General features: G+C 40.5%; 16 protein-coding genes. 7 read left to right on the top strand and 9 right to left on the bottom strand.

Annotated features, from left to right (window positions below):
* Window positions 1-268: 268 nt before the first annotated feature.
* The 8 genes from purD to ACG9ZB_RS05980 form a co-directional block, all read right to left on the bottom strand.
* A complete protein-coding gene (purD, locus tag ACG9ZB_RS06015) occupies window positions 269-1,552 on the bottom strand; it encodes a phosphoribosylamine--glycine ligase (RefSeq protein ID WP_419324830.1) in 1,284 nt (427 codons plus the stop codon).
* Window positions 1,553-1,680: 128 nt separating this feature from the next.
* Window positions 1,681-3,255: a bifunctional phosphoribosylaminoimidazolecarboxamide formyltransferase/IMP cyclohydrolase gene (purH, locus tag ACG9ZB_RS06010; RefSeq protein WP_419324828.1), complete on the bottom strand. Its 1,575-nt coding sequence runs from the start codon at window positions 3,253-3,255 to the stop codon at window positions 1,681-1,683.
* 91 nt (window positions 3,256-3,346) lie between these two features.
* A complete protein-coding gene (fis, locus tag ACG9ZB_RS06005) occupies window positions 3,347-3,616 on the bottom strand; it encodes a DNA-binding transcriptional regulator Fis (RefSeq protein ID WP_001086304.1) in 270 nt (89 codons plus the stop codon).
* Window positions 3,617-3,996: 380 nt separating this feature from the next.
* On the bottom strand, window positions 3,997-4,896 hold the full coding sequence (locus ACG9ZB_RS06000) for a DUF3426 domain-containing protein (protein ID WP_419324826.1): 900 nt from the start codon (window positions 4,894-4,896) through the stop codon (window positions 3,997-3,999).
* An 18-nt stretch (window positions 4,897-4,914) separates the two neighbouring features.
* Window positions 4,915-5,817, bottom strand: a complete 903-nt coding sequence (gene prmA / locus ACG9ZB_RS05995) for a 50S ribosomal protein L11 methyltransferase (RefSeq protein WP_004696394.1) — start codon at window positions 5,815-5,817, stop codon at window positions 4,915-4,917.
* A 114-nt stretch (window positions 5,818-5,931) separates the two neighbouring features.
* Window positions 5,932-6,813, bottom strand: coding sequence for a bile acid:sodium symporter family protein (locus ACG9ZB_RS05990; protein WP_419324824.1), 882 nt, complete (start codon window positions 6,811-6,813; stop codon window positions 5,932-5,934).
* Between the two features lie 44 nt (window positions 6,814-6,857).
* Window positions 6,858-7,745 carry a bile acid:sodium symporter family protein gene (locus tag ACG9ZB_RS05985; protein ID WP_419324822.1) on the bottom strand — a complete coding sequence of 296 codons (888 nt, stop codon included), beginning with the start codon at window positions 7,743-7,745 and terminating at the stop codon, window positions 6,858-6,860.
* A 138-nt stretch (window positions 7,746-7,883) separates the two neighbouring features.
* Window positions 7,884-8,234: a hypothetical protein gene (locus tag ACG9ZB_RS05980; protein ID WP_419324821.1), complete on the bottom strand. Its 351-nt coding sequence runs from the start codon at window positions 8,232-8,234 to the stop codon at window positions 7,884-7,886.
* 253 nt (window positions 8,235-8,487) lie between these two features.
* On the opposite strand from ACG9ZB_RS05980, the gene mnmG reads away from it, so the two are divergent.
* Together mnmG and ACG9ZB_RS05970 are read left to right on the top strand one after the other, a co-directional pair.
* The gene (gene mnmG, locus ACG9ZB_RS05975; protein WP_419324819.1) at window positions 8,488-10,368 is read left to right on the top strand and encodes a tRNA uridine-5-carboxymethylaminomethyl(34) synthesis enzyme MnmG; all 1,881 of its coding nucleotides are present in this window, start codon (window positions 8,488-8,490) and stop codon (window positions 10,366-10,368) included.
* A gap of 93 nt (window positions 10,369-10,461) precedes the next feature.
* A complete protein-coding gene (locus ACG9ZB_RS05970) occupies window positions 10,462-10,998 on the top strand; it encodes a hypothetical protein (RefSeq protein WP_419324817.1) in 537 nt (178 codons plus the stop codon).
* Window positions 10,999-11,560: 562 nt separating this feature from the next.
* Here ACG9ZB_RS05970 and ACG9ZB_RS05965 read toward each other — a convergent pair.
* Window positions 11,561-12,562 (bottom strand): helix-turn-helix transcriptional regulator, encoded by a 1,002-nt coding sequence (locus ACG9ZB_RS05965; RefSeq protein WP_419324815.1) that lies wholly within the window; start codon window positions 12,560-12,562, stop codon window positions 11,561-11,563.
* A 238-nt stretch (window positions 12,563-12,800) separates the two neighbouring features.
* On the opposite strand from ACG9ZB_RS05965, the gene ACG9ZB_RS05960 reads away from it, so the two are divergent.
* From ACG9ZB_RS05960 to ACG9ZB_RS05940, 5 genes are read left to right on the top strand one after another with little or no spacing between them, the layout of a single operon-like run.
* Window positions 12,801-14,351 (top strand): circularly permuted type 2 ATP-grasp protein, encoded by a 1,551-nt coding sequence (locus ACG9ZB_RS05960; RefSeq protein ID WP_419324813.1) that lies wholly within the window; start codon window positions 12,801-12,803, stop codon window positions 14,349-14,351.
* 25 nt (window positions 14,352-14,376) lie between these two features.
* Window positions 14,377-14,979 carry an alpha-E domain-containing protein gene (locus ACG9ZB_RS05955; protein ID WP_419324811.1) on the top strand — a complete coding sequence of 201 codons (603 nt, stop codon included), beginning with the start codon at window positions 14,377-14,379 and terminating at the stop codon, window positions 14,977-14,979.
* Window positions 14,976-15,755, top strand: coding sequence for a transglutaminase family protein (locus ACG9ZB_RS05950; protein ID WP_419324809.1), 780 nt, complete (start codon window positions 14,976-14,978; stop codon window positions 15,753-15,755). Before ACG9ZB_RS05955 ends, ACG9ZB_RS05950 begins: the two co-directional genes overlap by 4 nt.
* Before the next feature lie 24 nt (window positions 15,756-15,779).
* Window positions 15,780-16,514: a proteasome-type protease gene (locus ACG9ZB_RS05945; RefSeq protein WP_004696423.1), complete on the top strand. Its 735-nt coding sequence runs from the start codon at window positions 15,780-15,782 to the stop codon at window positions 16,512-16,514.
* 47 nt (window positions 16,515-16,561) lie between these two features.
* Window positions 16,562-16,987, top strand: coding sequence for a BLUF domain-containing protein (locus ACG9ZB_RS05940; RefSeq protein ID WP_419324806.1), 426 nt, complete (start codon window positions 16,562-16,564; stop codon window positions 16,985-16,987).
* The last annotated feature ends 192 nt before the right edge of the window (window positions 16,988-17,179 follow it).

Below are 17,179 nucleotides of genomic sequence, written 5' to 3'. Positions count from 1 at the left end.
TATAATGAAAACAATATATTATTTTTAATTAATCTATTTAAAAATAATAATTTGCATAAATTTTGTTCTTTATAAGATTTTATCTAAACTAAATACAAAAAATAGATATAACGAGTATAAAGTGCAAAAAGTATGTCTCATAATACAGGATGAATATAGCTACATATTTAGAACTTGATTTATATTCATACGGATATATTTAAAAAAATTCGCAGCGGTTTGCAATAAAAAAACCCGCATTTAGCGGGTTTTTACGGTATGAATGTTTTTAAGCATTTTCACGCGCAATCGCACGATAACCAATATCTGTACGGTATTGCATACCCGTAAATGTGACTTGACCACAAACCTCTAAAGCATTGACTTGCGCTTCAAGTACGGTATCACCAAGAGCTGTCACACATAAAACACGACCACCTGCAGTCAAGATGCGACCGTCGGCACTCATTGTAGTGCCCGCATGGAAGATTTTTGTGTTTTCAGGAGATTGACCAAGACCAGAGATGACGTCACCTTGACGAACGGTTTCTGGGTAACCTTCTGCTGCTAGGACAATACCAATTGATTTGCGTTCATCCCATTCAGCTTCTGCTGGAAGATTACCTGCAATACCAGCTTCAACCAGATCTACCAAAGAAGATTTTAAACGCATCATAATCGGCTGAGTTTCAGGGTCACCAAAACGACAGTTGAACTCGATCACTTTGGGTTGACCTTTGTCATCAATCATCAAACCTGCATATAAGAAACCTGTATAAACGTGACCGTCTTTTTTCATACCTTCAACTGTAGGACGCATCACTTCATTCATGGTTTTTTCAAATACGTCTGCAGTCACCACAGGAGCAGGAGAGTAAGCACCCATACCACCAGTATTTGGACCTTGGTCACCTTCAAAAATACGCTTATGATCTTGTGAAGTTGCCATTGGCAGGATGTTATTTCCATCGATCATACAAATGAAAGAAGCTTCTTCACCCGCAAGAAATTCTTCAATAACAACTCGTGAACCTGCGTCACCAAATTTGTTGCCTGCAAGCATGTCATCAATCGCATCAAAAGCTTCATCGTTAGTCATTGCAACGATAACGCCTTTACCCGCAGCAAGACCATCTGCCTTGATCACGATTGGCGCGCCATTTTTTTCAACAAATGCTTTCGCTGCATCGACTTCAGTAAATACATCGTAGAACGCGGTAGGAATGTTGTGGCGTTTTAAGAAGTGCTTAGCAAAGGCTTTTGACCCTTCTAGCTGGGCAGCAAATTGAGTTGGGCCCCAAATTTGAAGCTCTGCCGCGCGGCAAGCATCCACTACACCATTTACAAGCGGTGCTTCTGGACCCACAATAATCAAATCTACTGCATTGTTTTTTGCAAAGTCGATAATTGCAGCATTGTCTAAAATATTGAGTGCAACATTTTCACATTTGTTTTCTGTTGCAGTTCCTGCATTACCTGGTGCAACAAAAACTTTTGCAACTTTTTCATCTTGCGCGATTTTCCATGCCAATGCATGTTCACGACCGCCATTACCCAAAACTAAAATGTTCATCGGTTCATACTCCATGAATCGAAATGACATAAAGTCCTCAGCCTAAGAAGGAGAGGACTCTATGTAAGATTTAGAAATCTGTTTTAAACCACATGTATGACTTTGTCATTACGGTCTGCATCTATCACTTAGTGACGGAAGTGGCGCATGCCAGTGAACACCATTGCAATACCTGCTTCATCTGCAGCAGCAATGGTTTCTTCATCACGCATTGAACCACCCGGTTGGATAATACATTTAATGCCTGCTTTCGCTGCATTATCAATACCATCGCGGAATGGGAAGAATGCATCAGATGCCATGACAGCACCTTCAACCACTAAGCCTGCGTGCTCCGCTTTAATCGCAGCAATACGCGCTGAGTTAACACGGCTCATTTGACCTGCGCCTACACCAATGGTTTGACGACCTTTAGCATAAACAATGGCATTTGATTTTACGTATTTTGCAACTTTCCATGCAAAAATTAGGTCATCAATTTCAGCATCCGTTGGCGCGCGTTTCGTCACAACTTTTAAGTCATCTTTAGTGATCATGCCTAAGTCTTGGTCTTGAACCAATAAACCGCCATTTACGCGTTTATAGTCCAATTGTGGCGCACGCTCATCAAGTGCTGGTAATTCACCACAAACGAGAACACGAACATTTTTCTTCGCACCAGTGACTTCAAGTACGCCTTCAGCAATGCTTGGCGCAATAATCACTTCAACAAACTGACGGTCAACAATTGCTTGTGCAGTTGCAACATCTAATTCACGGTTGAATGCAATGATGCCGCCGAAAGCTGATTCAGGATCTGTTGCATAAGCCAAGTCATATGCCGCATGAATACCATCTAAAGATACCGCAACGCCACATGGGTTTGCGTGTTTAACGATGACACAAGCCGGTTTTGCAAATGATTTGACACATTCAAGTGCGGCATCTGTATCTGCAATGTTGTTATAAGAAAGTTCTTTACCTTGAAGTTGTTTCGCTGTTGAAACAGATGCTTCAGTTGCTGTGCTTTCTACATAGAATGCTGCTGACTGATGTGGGTTTTCACCATAACGTAAGTCTTGAGCTTTATTTAATTGTGTATTGATGGTACGTGCAAAATTATCAGCTTGACCTTCTTCCTTGCCTACGCGAGCGCCTAGGTAAGACGCAATCATGCCATCATACTGTGCTGTATGTTCAAATGCTTTAACGGCTAAGTCAAAACGAGTTTCGTAAGACAAAGCACCATTTGCTTTTAGCTCAGCAACAACAGTGTCATAGTCTGTAGCATTCACCACAATACCGACAGAAGCATGGTTTTTCGCAGCAGCACGCACCATAGTTGGACCGCCGATGTCGATATTTTCAATCGCATCTGCAAGTGAGCAGTTCGGTTTAGCGACAGTTGCAGCAAATGGATAAAGGTTCACTACCACAAGATCGATCGCATCAATATTGTGTTCAGCCATCACACCTTCGTCTAGACCGCGACGAGCTAAGATACCACCATGAATTTTCGGGTGTAGCGTTTTTACACGACCATCCATCATTTCTGGGAAACCCGTATGCTCTGAAACTTCGACTACAGCGATATTGTTGTCTTTTAACAACTTATATGTACCGCCAGTAGATAAAATTTCTACCCCTAGAGCAACAAGGTTGTGAGCGAACTCAACAATGCCAGTTTTATCGGAAACAGAGATTAAAGCGCGTTTAATGGTCATGATCTTCGTCACAGTTATCAAGAATTAAAACAAAAAGCCAAAAATAGCAGGTAAAAAAAAATGCCCGCGGAAGCCGCAAGCATTTTATCATTTATTCACTCATTAAACCGTGAGCTTTTAACTTTTTACGTAAAGTTCCACGGTTAAGTCCTAGAATCTCCGCAGCACGTGTTTGGTTACCGCGGGTATATTCTAAAACTACAGATAGAAGAGGTTTCTCCATTTCTGCCAGCACCATGTCGTAGACCTGAGATGGTTGCTCGCCTTGCAGTTGTGCAAAATAGTGGCGAACTGCGCGATCTACGTGAATACGAAGAGCGACATCAGACTGTGCAGTAAAAATAGGAGATTTGCTATTCATGCGAAGTAATCCGAAAAATCTAAATATCACTTGGGTAAAGTGACATATATAAAGTGGTCTAAAATTAAAATGAACTTCGTTTTAGATCCTAAAACGACTAGTTCTAAAACTGTACATTTAGCATGCCACAATATCGCTAAGTTGGTCGAAATATAAGCGTAACAATAGTTAAATATTTGTTACCGACCTTTTTTAAACAAAAAAATCTGCTCAATACGCGATATTTTGATAACGCGCATTTTTGCTGATGTTCTATTTGTATTAAAAGACTGAGGAGATTGCAGCACTAAGCTTTTGTGGCGCGTATCATACCATTGTCTAAGAAAAAGTGAGCAAGAAAACTGCATTTTTTTTCACTTTTTTTACATTTTTTTTAAATTTTAGGGCTGGACTATTTCTAAACTGTAATGATTGAAGCTTTTACGGCTAACTGGCAGGCTAAATTTGAATTTGAACGGACTATTTTTAGGAATTCGTTTGATTCCAACCAGACTATCAATCAAATATTCATTTGCATGTAGTTGATAAGTTGAATCGACTTCACCATCCACTTTTAAAATGACTTTAAGATCTGGTAGCGGAAGACTGGTGTCATGATAATTGATCAGTTCACCTGAAAATTGAGTTTTCTGTGCGTCTACACGTTTTACTTTTAATTTATTAATGCTGATCAGACTATAACGTTCTTGTAGGCTGCTACAGTTTAGTACAAGACAAATTTTATTATAGGTTGCACCTAATGCGGGGCTGTTATTGAGGATATGTGGGTTAAACCATAGGTATTGGAAACACAATAAAGCCAATAAGCTGAAGTTAATCACACCCCAAAGCATATAGTACATTGGGCTTTTTTGCGGTTTCTCTGGATTGTTGTCAGCCAAATTCATGGCAGGATAATTACCAATCGGGTCGGTACTAAAATAGTTTAAATTGTTTAAATAGGTTTTGAGGTCAATGTTGGAGTGCTCAACTTTCAGATTGAAAATATCAAGCAAATTTGATGTCGACATTGAAAGCGCAGCAGATTGCGATAAATCAAAATGAATGCTGTCTACACGAGGAGAGGAAAATGCTGAATTTGAAGACATGCTCATGTCATTCTGATTCGACGATCTTTCCTCACCTGTGTCAAAAGTATTACCCGTGGTTAAATGCGAGAGCGCATTAAAGGTCATCGAACACTTTGGGCAACAAACCATACCTTGCGCAACAGTGAGTTGCGCAACACTTACTTTGTAGATGGTTAGGCATTTAGGGCAAGAGGTTTGTTTGTCGCTCATAGTGTATTTAGAGTTCATTTAAAGGGTGTGGCGTTTACCCGAGATTCGACACCAGTTTTCATCACGTTTCTCGACCTCTAATATATCAAAAAACTCAGAATAAACACTAGAAACATCAGAAACTTGCTCTTCAATTACACCTGCAAGTGCGAACTCTCCCTCAGATTTAACCAAAGTTGCGAATTCCGGCGCTAACATCATAAGCGGGCCTGCCAAAATATTTGCAACAAAGACATCTGCTTTTTGGTCAGCCAGCTCTAAATTGAACTCGTCTGGTAAGCCGACATAAAGGTTCTCAGCCACGCCATTGAGTGCCGCATTTTGTTCAGTAGCTAAAATTGCTTGTGGATCAATATCTGTGGCATAGACTTTTTTTGCACCAAGGAGTAGAGCAGCAACACCTAAAATACCTGAACCGCAACCATAGTCGATCACGATTTTATCTTTAACATCAGTTTTACCTAACCACTGCAGGCAAAGAAAAGTAGATGCATGGTTCCCCGTACCAAATGCTAAGCCTGGATCAAGTTTAATGTTGACTGCATCTGGTTCTGGTGCTTCCATCCATTCAGGAACGATCCAGTATTTGTCTGCAATTTGAATCGGTTCGTAGGCATCCATCCATGTGCGTTCCCATTCTTGGTCTTCAAGAAATTCGCTACGCATCGGTGCATCAGGCATTTGAGTGCGAATAAACGTTTCTAATGCATTGACATCAATTTCTTCGTCGTCTTCTTGCGCATAGATACCCGTCACAATGACTTTATTCCAAAGTGGCGTTTCACCTGGAAGTGGTTCAAGTAAGTCTTGGTTTTCTGCATCATCTAATGTGACACTGACTGCACCCAAAGATTCTAAAAGGGTTTCAGTAAAATCGACTTGCGCTTGATCAACCGTAATATGAATTTGTAGCCACTTCACAGGAATAACCTAATATTTATGTATAAATAAATATTGTAGCGGAACAGGGGGCAGATCGACAGCATTCCTCGAAATAAAAAAGGATGCCGAAGCATCCTTAGACCTACATCTGTCCTAGGCTTGTTCTGTACTGGTTTGAACCGATGGGGCATAACGGTTGAGTAATGTCCCAAAGATGGCAGCAAAGATATACATAAAAATAGAATATACAGCTGCGGGCATGGCAATGGTCGTACTGGCCATCACGGTGAGTGCAATAGTCATGGCAAGAGTACTGTTATGAATGCCAATTTCAAAGGCACAAGCCCGTGCTTGAGCACTGTTAATCCCCAGTAGTCGCGGTACAAAATAACCAATCATTAAACTACAAATACAGAAAATGACTGTGGCTAAACCGACCTGAGTCAGATACTCCAGAATATGTGCGCGTTCTTTGGCTATTGCTCCAACAATGATTAAGACCAAAAACACAACAGAAAAAATACGTAATGGCTTATTCAAATTCTTGGTAAAAGAGGGGGCATAGTGACGAATCAACATACCAATGCAGACGGGGATAAGAATAATTGAGAAAACCTGTAAGATTTTACTAAATTGCATACTGACATGTTGTCCATCCTGCATAAAGTACTGAATGGCAAAGTTGACAATTAGCGGCAAGGTAAACGCTGCAATAACAGAGTTAATTGCGGTTAACGTAATATTGAGCGCAATATCACCTTTAAACAAATAGCTAAATAAGTTTGCAGTGCTGCCACCTGGAGAAGCTGCTAAGAGCATTAAGCCGACTGCAAGCAGTGGTGGTAAGTTGAGCACTTTGCAAATTACAAAGGCAATCCCAACAAGAAGTACCAACTGACAAAATAAAGCAACCAATACTGCTTTGGGATGTTTACTGACACGTGCAAAATCCTTCGGGGTTAACTCTAAGCCCAAGCCAATCATGATGATGGCAAGAGCTAGGGGTAACATAATAGTTATCATTCCTGAATCCATATGCGCATATTCTCCTTAAAATTATATAAATCATGACCGTGAAATTATTCAGTTGCGGTATCTTTCTTCAAAAATAAACTGTCATTTCTTCGCGAGATTAATACGCCCAATAACGCAGAAAATACAAACATGAAAATAGAATAAATACCGGCAGGAATGGCCATGGTGGTGTTGCCTAAGACGGACAGGGCAACCGTAATGGCAAGCGCGGTGTTGTGAATGGTGATCTCAAAGGAGCAGGTCAACGCTTGTTTTTCTGGAATATTGGCCAGATGTGGCACAAAAAAACCAATAAACATACTACAGAAGCAGAATAAGGCTACGGCTGGCCCAATCTCAAACACATATTCGACAAAATTATGTCGCTCTAAGTACAGTGCAAGAAAAAAGATAAAAAGAAGACAGCTTGCAGACAAAATACGCATTGGGCGGTTTAATCTGTCGGCAAGTTTTGGAAAGTAATAACGTACAAACATGCCCATACTGACAGGAAGTAAAGTGATGAAAAATACCTTCATCATTTTCATGGCGGGCATGTCAACAGGTTGTGATGTTTGTAGAAAGTACATCATTGAAAAATTAATAATAAAAGGAAGGGTGATTGTTGAAATGATGGAGTTCGTGGCTGTAAGAGTAATGTTGAGCGCAACATCACCTCTAAATAAATAAGTCAATAGGTTTGACGTTGGCCCACCAGGTGAGGCTGCAACGAGCATCAAACCAATCGCGAAACTAGGCGCTAAATTTAAAAACTGGCAAATGAGGAACGCAATCCCCACCAGTAGAACTAACTGTGAAAATAACGCGATGAAAATGACTTTGGGGTTTAGTGCGAGGCGATAAAAATCAGCTGGGCGTAGGTGTAAACCAAGCCCCATCATCATCAAGGCCAAAGTCAAAGGCAAAAAAACTGTAAACAATTCCGAATCCATGGAATACCTTTTTTTATTCGTTTTTATCTTTTGTGTTTTTGAGTTTATACAGAATTCAATAATTTACAAGGTAGAAAAAAGGGTAAAAAATGGACTATTTTTTACCCTCAATACAGCATGAACTTTAAGCCGTTTTGATTACATTCTTGGTTTAGGTGCTACAAAACCAAGGGCACATTTGCCTTTAATTTCTTTACCTTCGATATTGATTGATGTCGCATTAGAGTCACCTTGACAAATGCTGGCTAACTCAGCTTCATCACCATGAATATTGGCATTTTTTGAGTTTGGGAAAAATTGAGGTTCACAGGTACCATTCCAAATAATGCCTCGATAGGCAAAACTAACCGCTGTTCCTTGTGATTTGCCTTTACAGACTTGTTGATAACGTTGATTCTCATAGACCTTTTCAACTTTGTCGTTGGCTGATACAAAAGGCGAAAAAAATAAACCGCAGAGAATGGATGAAAAAAGGATCTTCTTATTCATAATGCTTACCTTTGGTTGTCGTATGATCAAATTATAGGATAAAAAATGATCAAATTAATACAAGGCTTTTCAGGTAACAAAACGCATCCTTTGTTGAGTTTTTGCTACTGCTCTGCAAGTAAAATTACATAAACCTAGCGCTGGTGCAGTAAGCATGGCGCTGCATATACAATAAATTCCACGGAATCTGTCAACTTACAATCGAAAATTTGCTATAATCTTTCGTTATCATTTTTTAATCTCCTTTACCACTATGCATTATCCTAAAGTTTACGATGTCATTGTTATCGGCGGCGGTCACGCAGGTACAGAAGCAGCATTGGCTGCGGCACGTATGGGGCGACAGACTTTACTCTTAACTCATAATATTGAGACTTTAGGGCAGATGAGCTGTAATCCAGCAATTGGTGGTATTGGTAAATCGCATTTGGTGCGTGAAATTGATGCCTTGGGCGGTGCAATGGCATTGGCTGCCGATAAAGGGGGTATTCAATTCCGTATCCTAAACTCACGTAAAGGTGCAGCCGTTCGTGCAACTCGTGCACAGGCAGACCGTATTCGCTATAAAGCTGCGATTCGTGACACTTTAGAAAACCAAGCAAATCTCGATATTTTCCAACAAGCCGCAGACGACCTGATTGTTGAGGGTGATACCGTAAAAGGTGTTGTAACTCAAACGGGTATTCGCTTTGATGCGAAAACAGTTGTACTCACCGCAGGAACATTCTTAGGTGGTGTAATCCACGTGGGTCTTGAAAAATCAAGCGGCGGCCGTGCAGGTGATCCACCTTCAATTTCACTGGCACACCGTTTACGTGAATTGAATTTGCCAGTGGGTCGTTTAAAGACAGGTACGCCACCACGTATTGATGCGCGTTCAGTTGATTTTTCTGTGATGATTCCACAGCCGGGTGACTTCCCATCACCGACCATGTCATTCATGGGTGATGTGTCTATGCACCCTGAACAAGTGAATTGTTATATTACACATACCAATGAAAAAACCCATGACATCATCCGTGGTGGTTTAGATCGTTCTCCGATGTACACTGGTGTTATTGAAGGTGTGGGCCCACGTTATTGCCCATCCATTGAAGACAAAATTCACCGCTTTGCCGATAAAGACTCACATCAAGTGTTCTTAGAGCCTGAAGGTCTAGATACACATGAGCTTTATCCAAATGGTATTTCAACTTCACTTCCGTTTGATGTGCAGTTTGAGCTGGTTCGTTCAATTCGCGGGATGGAAAATGCGCACATTTTACGTCCGGGCTATGCCATCGAGTACGATTATTTCAACCCGCAAGCGTTGAAGTTTACTTTAGAAACCAAAGCTATTAATAACTTGTACTTTGCCGGTCAAATCAATGGTACGACAGGTTATGAAGAGGCGGGTGCGCAAGGCTTGCTTGCCGGCTTAAACGCTGCGCGTCGTGCGTGGGATCAAGAGCAATGGACACCAAAACGTGATGAAGCCTATATGGGCGTATTGGTGGATGATTTGATCACGCTAGGCACGAAAGAACCGTACCGTATGTTTACTTCACGTGCCGAATATCGTTTGATGCTACGTGAAGACAATGCGGATCAACGTTTAACGCCAGTGGGTCGCGAAATGGGCTTGGTGGATGATGAGCGTTGGGCAGCTTACTGTGAAAAAATGGAAGCGGTTGAACTGGAAACAGGTCGCTTACAACACCTTTGGGCGGCACCAAACAATTCAATGGGCAAAAAATTTGTTGAGATGACGGGTGCAGATTTATCGAAAGAGTGTTCTGCGATTGATTTGTTAAAACGTCCGAATATTTCATTTGCTCAAATTGCTGAGCTCACAGGTTCTGAAGTCTCTGCACAAGTGGGCGATCAAATTGAAATCGCGGTGAAATATGCAGGTTATATTAACCGGCAGCATGAAGACGTCGCGCAAATGAAGCGTTTGGAAGAAACCAAAATTCCAGCCGATTTTAATTATGATGTGGTTTCAGGTTTATCTCGTGAAATTACTTTAAAATTGAAAGATGTACTTCCTGAGACATTAGCTCAAGCAAATCGTATTCCGGGGGTAACACCTGCAGCAGTGCAATTGATCATGATTACGATCCGTAAAAATGCACAAGCGAAAAAATCTGCTTAAGACTTTAAGTTGAAATAAAAAACCCGCTTAGGCGGGTTTTTTTTGGGGTGAAATCTGTGCAGGGGAAATATACAATAAAAAATAAGGTGGATTATGTCATTACATTATAAAAGTGGAGAAGAGATTCGCGCGGGTGATGTGGTTATCTGGCTCAATCAAAGTGGTGAGTTTTATCAATTTGATCAAGCCATTATGAAAGTTTGGGAGGTTGTTAAAACCAATGATGGAGAACTGGTTGGGGTAAATTTAATGCCACCACAAGCTGAATCTCCTATGCAGATGCTGAGAGCTTTGGTTCCACCCGAAGATCCTGAGCTATCTTCTGACATTGTAAAAATGGGAGATGTTCCGGGACTCTATACCATTACACGATGGTTTCTACCCATTGAGCAAGTGTCTAAGAGTTTGGGATTGATTGAACGTATTGAGTATTTTTCTGAGCATGAAACAGGTCATGGAGCATTAATCCTTCAACTCATTCGAGGTAAAGCCGAGCAATATCGCGGTATTTATCAATATTATTTGGCAAATCAAGCCTACCAAGAGCGTGAGTTTCAGCTCTATATTGATTTACTATGTCAATCCGCTCAGTCAGGTTATTCCCCTGCGATGTGTCAATTAGCGCAGTAATTATTGATTGGTGGAATTTTACAAAAAAGTCTGGAAGGAAGTTTTAACTGGTATCGAGAAGCCGCGTCCAAAATGGATAGCATTGCGCTATATCAGTTGGCGGGATGCTATGCACGAGGTCATGGTACCGAACAAGCTTTACAAAGGCTCTAGACTAGCAGATTACACTTAGTTTTACCTAATGAGGTCTCACAACCCTGTTGCTAGCTCACCATAAGGCTGGCTTTTTGTTTTGGCAGATAAACAAAGCAAAGGAGTTGTTTAAGATAAAAACAGATAAAAATAGCCAATCATGTTATTTCAAAAAAGTATCGCCGTCTTTTAAATTGATTTTACGTTCTTAACATGAGGTCAACACCATGACGATGAAATCGATCCGTTTTAACAGTGGAGAGCTTGCATGCGAATGCTAGTTTTTATCAATCACCAAAAACAACGCACTTATCTTGGTTTAGGGGAGGCATTAAACCACGATGAGCAATGAAAACGACAAACCCAAGCAATTCAAATATCTAATACCAAAAAGACTGTAAAGCCCCGAATACTTGGGGCTTTTTTTATTTTAGTCGGAGATGGTCTGATTAACTGCATCACGAACTTCTTTGGGTTCAATGTGACTAATTTTATGCCCAAAACTACGTAACCACCACACCAGTTGATTGGTAAAAGGGACGGTCGCATGAACCAAGATTTGCCCATTTCCAAGCGGTTCTAAAACCTGATTGGTACTGAGTTTGGTTTCTTCTAAATACAGTGCATCTATTTCAGTCATAGTCAGGGTAAGTGCAACAGTTTCTGTAGGTTTTGAAAAGTCTACACGGAAACCTAATGCACCCGATTCGATGTATTCATCGATATCAAAATTGACTGGGTGCAAGGCACGAGTGTTTAAAACCGTCGCTGATTTGAAACGGTGCAGTGCAAAGGTTTGAATATCAGTTTTGTCGTGACGGGTACAAATCAGATAAATAATTGCACCTTTTTGAACCAATGCTAGAGGGTTGAGGGTATAGGTTTTTGCTTCAGCTGCTTGGTTTAAACCTTGATAAACGCATTCTAGTTGTTTGTCTTGGAGTAGTCCTTCATAAATGGCTTGCTGTGCTGTTTTCTCCACAATCGGGGGAATCAGCGGTTGTGTGGCAGGTACAATGCGTACGCGGTTAATCCATTGACGCACATTGTTTTGGGTAGAGAGGCTACGACGTGCTAAGTCAAACCATGGATTCATTTCTTCAATTAAACTTGGAGGAAGGAGGTGTTTAAGGTGTTCTTCAACCATCATAAACGTCACCGCTTGAGAGCTGGTCATGTGCGGTAAGCTTTGAATCGGAGCATCAGAACGCCAACGCCAACCTTGAGGCACAGCCCCATTGTTTTCAATCGGGAAGCGTTGAGAGATTTGGTTTAAATCACGTTGAATAGTTCGCAAAGTAATATCGATGCCTTCACGTTGTAAAATCTCTTGCAGCTCTCGAGTGCCCATCCATTTTCCAGTGGAAAGGCGAGACAAAATTTGCCATTGGCGATAAAGACTATTGGACGTTTCTTTTTCTTGTATAGACATAGTTTAATAAATATAGGAGTCGAAATTACTTAATTGAATGTGAACACAATAAGAAAACTCATTCGTTTAAGCAAGCTTTGCTTGAAATTTTTCAGTTATATTTTTTGACACAACTTAATGCGAAATAGCATTGAAGCAATGTGTTTTTTATCGATTAATAAACAAAGCATCTTTAGAAATCCATGGCATAGATATTGCTTGGTATGGGTTACATATCGATAACAATTGAGAGGTTTGTATGTTTAAAGAAGATAAAGATACAAATGTAAATACGATGTTGGACGGATATAAGCATAGCTCTCCTATATTAAATCCGATTCACTCTCATGATCGTCTATCGAGCCAGTCTGTTGGATTGTTTCATCAAATGACCTCGAATTTCTTTAATGAAATGACAGATGACCAAGCGATGTCTGGTGAGGCTTGTGCGCGTATTGAGCACTGGTTGTCACAGCATAGCGTAGAAGAACTCGAAGAACTAAACCAAATTGCCAAACAGCATTTTTTATATCAAGGTATTACGTTTACTGTATATGGTGAATCTGAGGGCCTTGAGCGCACCATTCCTTATGATTTAATTCCACGTGTGATCGCTAAACAACAATGGAATAAAATTTCCCTTGGCTCTGCACAACGTGTGCGGGCTTTAAATCTATTTTTACATGATATTTACCATCAACTAGACATTCTCAAAGCGAAAATTATTCCAGAACTGCAAGTGTTGACGCATGAGGCTTATCAACCGCATATGTATGAGCACCGTTTAAAAGGTCAGATTTATAGCCAAATTAGTGGAATTGATATTATCCGTGATGGGCAGGGTGAGTTTTATGTACTCGAAGATAATTTAAGAACGCCGTCGGGCGTGTCTTATATGCTTGAAAGTCGTAAGATTAGTGAAAAACTTATGCCTGATTTGGTGCAGAAGAACCATATTTTAGGCATAGAACAATACCCACAATTACTTAAACAAATCTTGGCTGAAAATGCTTATGTCGATCAGCCTTTCATCGTGGTGTTGACACCGGGCCGTTTTAATAGTGCCTATTATGAACATGCTTTTTTAGCCCGTGAAATGGATGTGCCTTTGGTGACATCGCGCGATTTGTTTGTAGAACATGATAAGGTCTATGTCAAAACTATTCGTGGCCGTCAACGAGTAGATGTAATTTACCGCCGTTTGGATGATGCATACCTTGACCCGCTGTGCTTTATGCCGAATAGCACTTTAGGTGTCGCAGGGTTGATGTCGGCTTATTTGAGTCATAACGTGGTCATTGCGAATGCACCAGGCACAGGGGTTGCGGATGATAAATCGATTTATCCTTATGTCGATAAAATGATTCAGTTCTATTTAGGTGAACAACCTATCTTAAAAAATGTTCCGACATATCAATGCCGTAACAAGCAAGATTTGGCTTATGTACTGGAGAACCTTGAGCAGTTAGTGGTCAAAGAGGCGCAAGGTTCGGGTGGATATGGTATGCTGATTGGACCGCAAGCCTGTAAAAGCCAAATTGAGCAATTTAGAGATAAGCTCATGGCGACACCGCATTTATATATTGCCCAGCCCACTTTAGAGCTTTCAGTCAGTCCAACTATGACTGAATCGGGTGTTTCTGAGCGTCATATTGACCTTAGACCGTTTGTACTCAGTTCACCTTATCGTACCGAAATTGTCCCTGGCGGTTTAACACGGGTTGCGATGAAAGAAGGTTCGTTGGTGGTCAACTCATCCCAAGGAGGAGGAATTAAAGACACTTGGGTCGTGGAAAACTTACATTCATAAAATAAACAAATATGAGGGTAGAACTATGATTTTATTAAGCACCAATGCTGAAAATATTTTTTGGTTAGGGCGTTATTTAACACGTACTCAATATTTGTGTGCTCAGTTTCCTTTTACCCAAGATCAGCCTGCAATAGATTATGCACATGCATTTTGTTTGCCTGCTTTTGATGCGTGCTCACTGAATGAGCTGATTTTAAACCCAAACAACCCTGCTTCATTTAACCAGCAATTTCAAAGTGCAAAGAGTAATGTACAAGATTTGCGTGGGATTTTATCTGCAAAGGCCTATGCAGAACTGAATCAATTTATCAAAAATGCCACTGAAAATACAGCCTACATTTGTGATGTGGTTGGGGAGTGTCAGGATGTACTTGAGTCTGAAGCCAGTGATGTCTTTTTATTCTTTAGTTTGGGGCAAATGATTGAGCAGCTTGACCGTCAAATTCGCCTAAAACAAGATGCACAAAATACTTTAGTTAAAATAGAAAACATCGTCATGTTGTTAAAAGAAATGGGCTGGCTAAATTTGGCACAGGCTTGGCTAGAGCTCAAATCGCAACCTGATGCGATGAGTTTTTATCATTTTAGTGATTATATTCAACAATTGTTTGAGGTTGATGTATGAAACTTATGATCAATCATCAAACGCATTATCAATACAGTGAATTGGCGCTGAACAGTATTCAATATATCAAAATGACACCCACGAATAATTCACACCAAAAGGTATGTCATTGGCATGTGAGTGTGCCAGGAGAGCGAGAAGAAAAACGGGATGCCTTCCAAAATATTTGGATTACCAGTTCACAACGTGAAGCATATCAACAGTTGACCATAATGGCGCAGGGCATTGTTGAAATTAATAGCTTGGCAGAACATGGCATCCAAGATCGACTGAATCCCAATTTATTTTTACAGCCGACGCCCAATACCCAGTGCAATGCCGAAATGAAGGCATTTGCACATCAGTATGTGCCTGAGCTGAATCGGGAAAGTTTGATGAAACTATCAGAAGCAGTTTTAGCACATATTCCTTATGTACCTGCCGAAACCTCAGTGCTAACTTCGGCAATCGATGCATTCAATGGGCAGCAAGGCGTATGTCAGGACCATAGTCATGTTTTTATTGCCATGTGTAAGCATCTTGGCTTACCGGTACGTTATGTATCGGGGTATTTGCATGTACCTGAAACTTCACACCTCGCCAGTCACGCGTGGGCCGAGGTGTATATTGATGATGCATGGTATTGTTTTGATACCAGTAATCAATTGTTCAAACCACAGTCACATATCTATGTAGCTATTGGGCGCGATTATTGGGATGTGGCTCCCGTTCGTGGCGTACGTGAAAAAGGTGGGGTGGAATCGATGCATTCCATGGTACAAGTTTTAAGTTGTTAAGGTTTAGCTGAAAAAGGATGTTCTATGACCTATTGTTGTGCACTTCGTCTTCAAGATGGTTTGGTTTTTATAAGTGATACACGTACGAACGCAGGTGTAGACCATATATCCGTGTTTAGGAAGCTGTATACCTTTGGTGTGGAGGGTGAACGCTTTATTGCGATTCAAACCTCAGGAAACTTAGCAACGACCCAAGCGGTGATTGGACATTTAAAAAATCATCTGGAGTTAAGCCAAGAACCGAATTTATATAGTGTCAATACCATGTTCGAAGCGGCTGAGTTGGTTGGACATACTTTGAAAAAAGTCTTGGCGGATATGGCACCGGACACGCAGGAACAGAGTAATTACTACTGTAGCTTATTGGTCGGTGGACAAATTAAAGGGGCAGAAATGCAACTTTATAATATTTATCCGCAGGGCAATTTTATTTGTGCGACCAAAGATACGCCGTATTTTCAAATTGGTGAAAGTAAATATGGAAAGCCGATTCTAGATCGTGCATTACGGTATGACATGCCCTTAGATGAAGCGGTGAAGTGTAGTTTGATTTCTTTTGATTCGACCTTGCGTTCCAATGTTTCTGTAGGTTTGCCCTTAGATGCTTTGGTGTATACAAGAGATAGTTTACATATTCCAGTGGGTAAGCGGATTGATGAAGAAGATCCGTATTTTTCAAGCATTAGTAAGCAATGGTCAGATACCTTAAGAAAAGGGTTACAAGAATTGGCAAAGCCGACGGATGACTATTTAGTATAAATGTGGTAAATGCTAAAAATAATGAAATCAATAAATTGGGACGTTCTATGCAGCAAATTTGCTATGCAAGTACTTCAACTTCGGATCACCTACAGCTTCTTGAAGATGTTCGGGACATTTTAAGCGAAGCACGTGATTTTAATACAGTACATAATATTTCAGGCGTTCTTTATTATGCAGATCAGCATTATTTCCAGTGCTTAGAAGGGGATGAATCGGTTTTACAATTATTAATGTCGAAACTATTGAAAGACCCTAGACATAAAGATATCAAAGTCTTTGAAGTGAAAACTATTCATGCGTCACATTTTAGAGCTTGGGGCATGAAATATGTGCAACGTATGAGTAGTGTACATACCAAAATGCGTGAGATGGGTTTTGCAACATTTGAACCGCAGAGTATGAGTCAGCAACAAATTGATCTGTTGTTACAAGACCTTTACGATACCCAGCCCGATGAGAGTTTGTGTTGAAAAAAGCCCAAGTAGAACTTGGGCTTTTTTGTTAAATTTGCTGTCCCGTCCTGAAATAAGTTTACACCTTAAGAGACTTATTTTATGGAACATGCACGAGAACAACGAGTTAAACGTACACAACGTGATTATAGCTTGGCCTTTAAAATGATGGTGGTACATGAAGTAGAAAAAGGGCAAATTACTTATAAA

The organism is Acinetobacter johnsonii (genome assembly GCF_048551975.1).
GTDB lineage: Bacteria > Pseudomonadota > Gammaproteobacteria > Pseudomonadales > Moraxellaceae > Acinetobacter > Acinetobacter johnsonii_A.
Note: the sequence above shows the minus strand (reverse complement) of the source record. Positions and strands in the feature narration are given on the sequence as shown.

Excerpts from the sequence above, each read along its gene's own strand:
- purD (WP_419324830.1), bottom strand. The coding sequence starts at position 1,552 with ATGAACATTTTAGTTTTGGGTAATGGCGGTCGTGAACATGCATTGGCA.
- purH (WP_419324828.1), bottom strand. The coding sequence starts at position 3,255 with ATGACCATTAAACGCGCTTTAATCTCTGTTTCCGATAAAACTGGCATT.
- fis (WP_001086304.1), bottom strand. The coding sequence starts at position 3,616 with ATGAATAGCAAATCTCCTATTTTTACTGCACAGTCTGATGTCGCTCTT.
- ACG9ZB_RS06000 (WP_419324826.1), bottom strand. The coding sequence starts at position 4,896 with ATGAGCGACAAACAAACCTCTTGCCCTAAATGCCTAACCATCTACAAA.
- ACG9ZB_RS05990 (WP_419324824.1), bottom strand. The coding sequence starts at position 6,813 with ATGGATTCAGGAATGATAACTATTATGTTACCCCTAGCTCTTGCCATC.
- ACG9ZB_RS05985 (WP_419324822.1), bottom strand. The coding sequence starts at position 7,745 with ATGGATTCGGAATTGTTTACAGTTTTTTTGCCTTTGACTTTGGCCTTG.
- ACG9ZB_RS05980 (WP_419324821.1), bottom strand. The coding sequence starts at position 8,234 with ATGAATAAGAAGATCCTTTTTTCATCCATTCTCTGCGGTTTATTTTTT.
- mnmG (WP_419324819.1), top strand. The coding sequence starts at position 8,488 with ATGCATTATCCTAAAGTTTACGATGTCATTGTTATCGGCGGCGGTCAC.
- ACG9ZB_RS05970 (WP_419324817.1), top strand. The coding sequence starts at position 10,462 with ATGTCATTACATTATAAAAGTGGAGAAGAGATTCGCGCGGGTGATGTG.
- ACG9ZB_RS05965 (WP_419324815.1), bottom strand. The coding sequence starts at position 12,562 with ATGTCTATACAAGAAAAAGAAACGTCCAATAGTCTTTATCGCCAATGG.
- ACG9ZB_RS05960 (WP_419324813.1), top strand. The coding sequence starts at position 12,801 with ATGTTTAAAGAAGATAAAGATACAAATGTAAATACGATGTTGGACGGA.
- ACG9ZB_RS05955 (WP_419324811.1), top strand. The coding sequence starts at position 14,377 with ATGATTTTATTAAGCACCAATGCTGAAAATATTTTTTGGTTAGGGCGT.
- ACG9ZB_RS05950 (WP_419324809.1), top strand. The coding sequence starts at position 14,976 with ATGAAACTTATGATCAATCATCAAACGCATTATCAATACAGTGAATTG.
- ACG9ZB_RS05945 (WP_004696423.1), top strand. The coding sequence starts at position 15,780 with ATGACCTATTGTTGTGCACTTCGTCTTCAAGATGGTTTGGTTTTTATA.
- ACG9ZB_RS05940 (WP_419324806.1), top strand. The coding sequence starts at position 16,562 with ATGCAGCAAATTTGCTATGCAAGTACTTCAACTTCGGATCACCTACAG.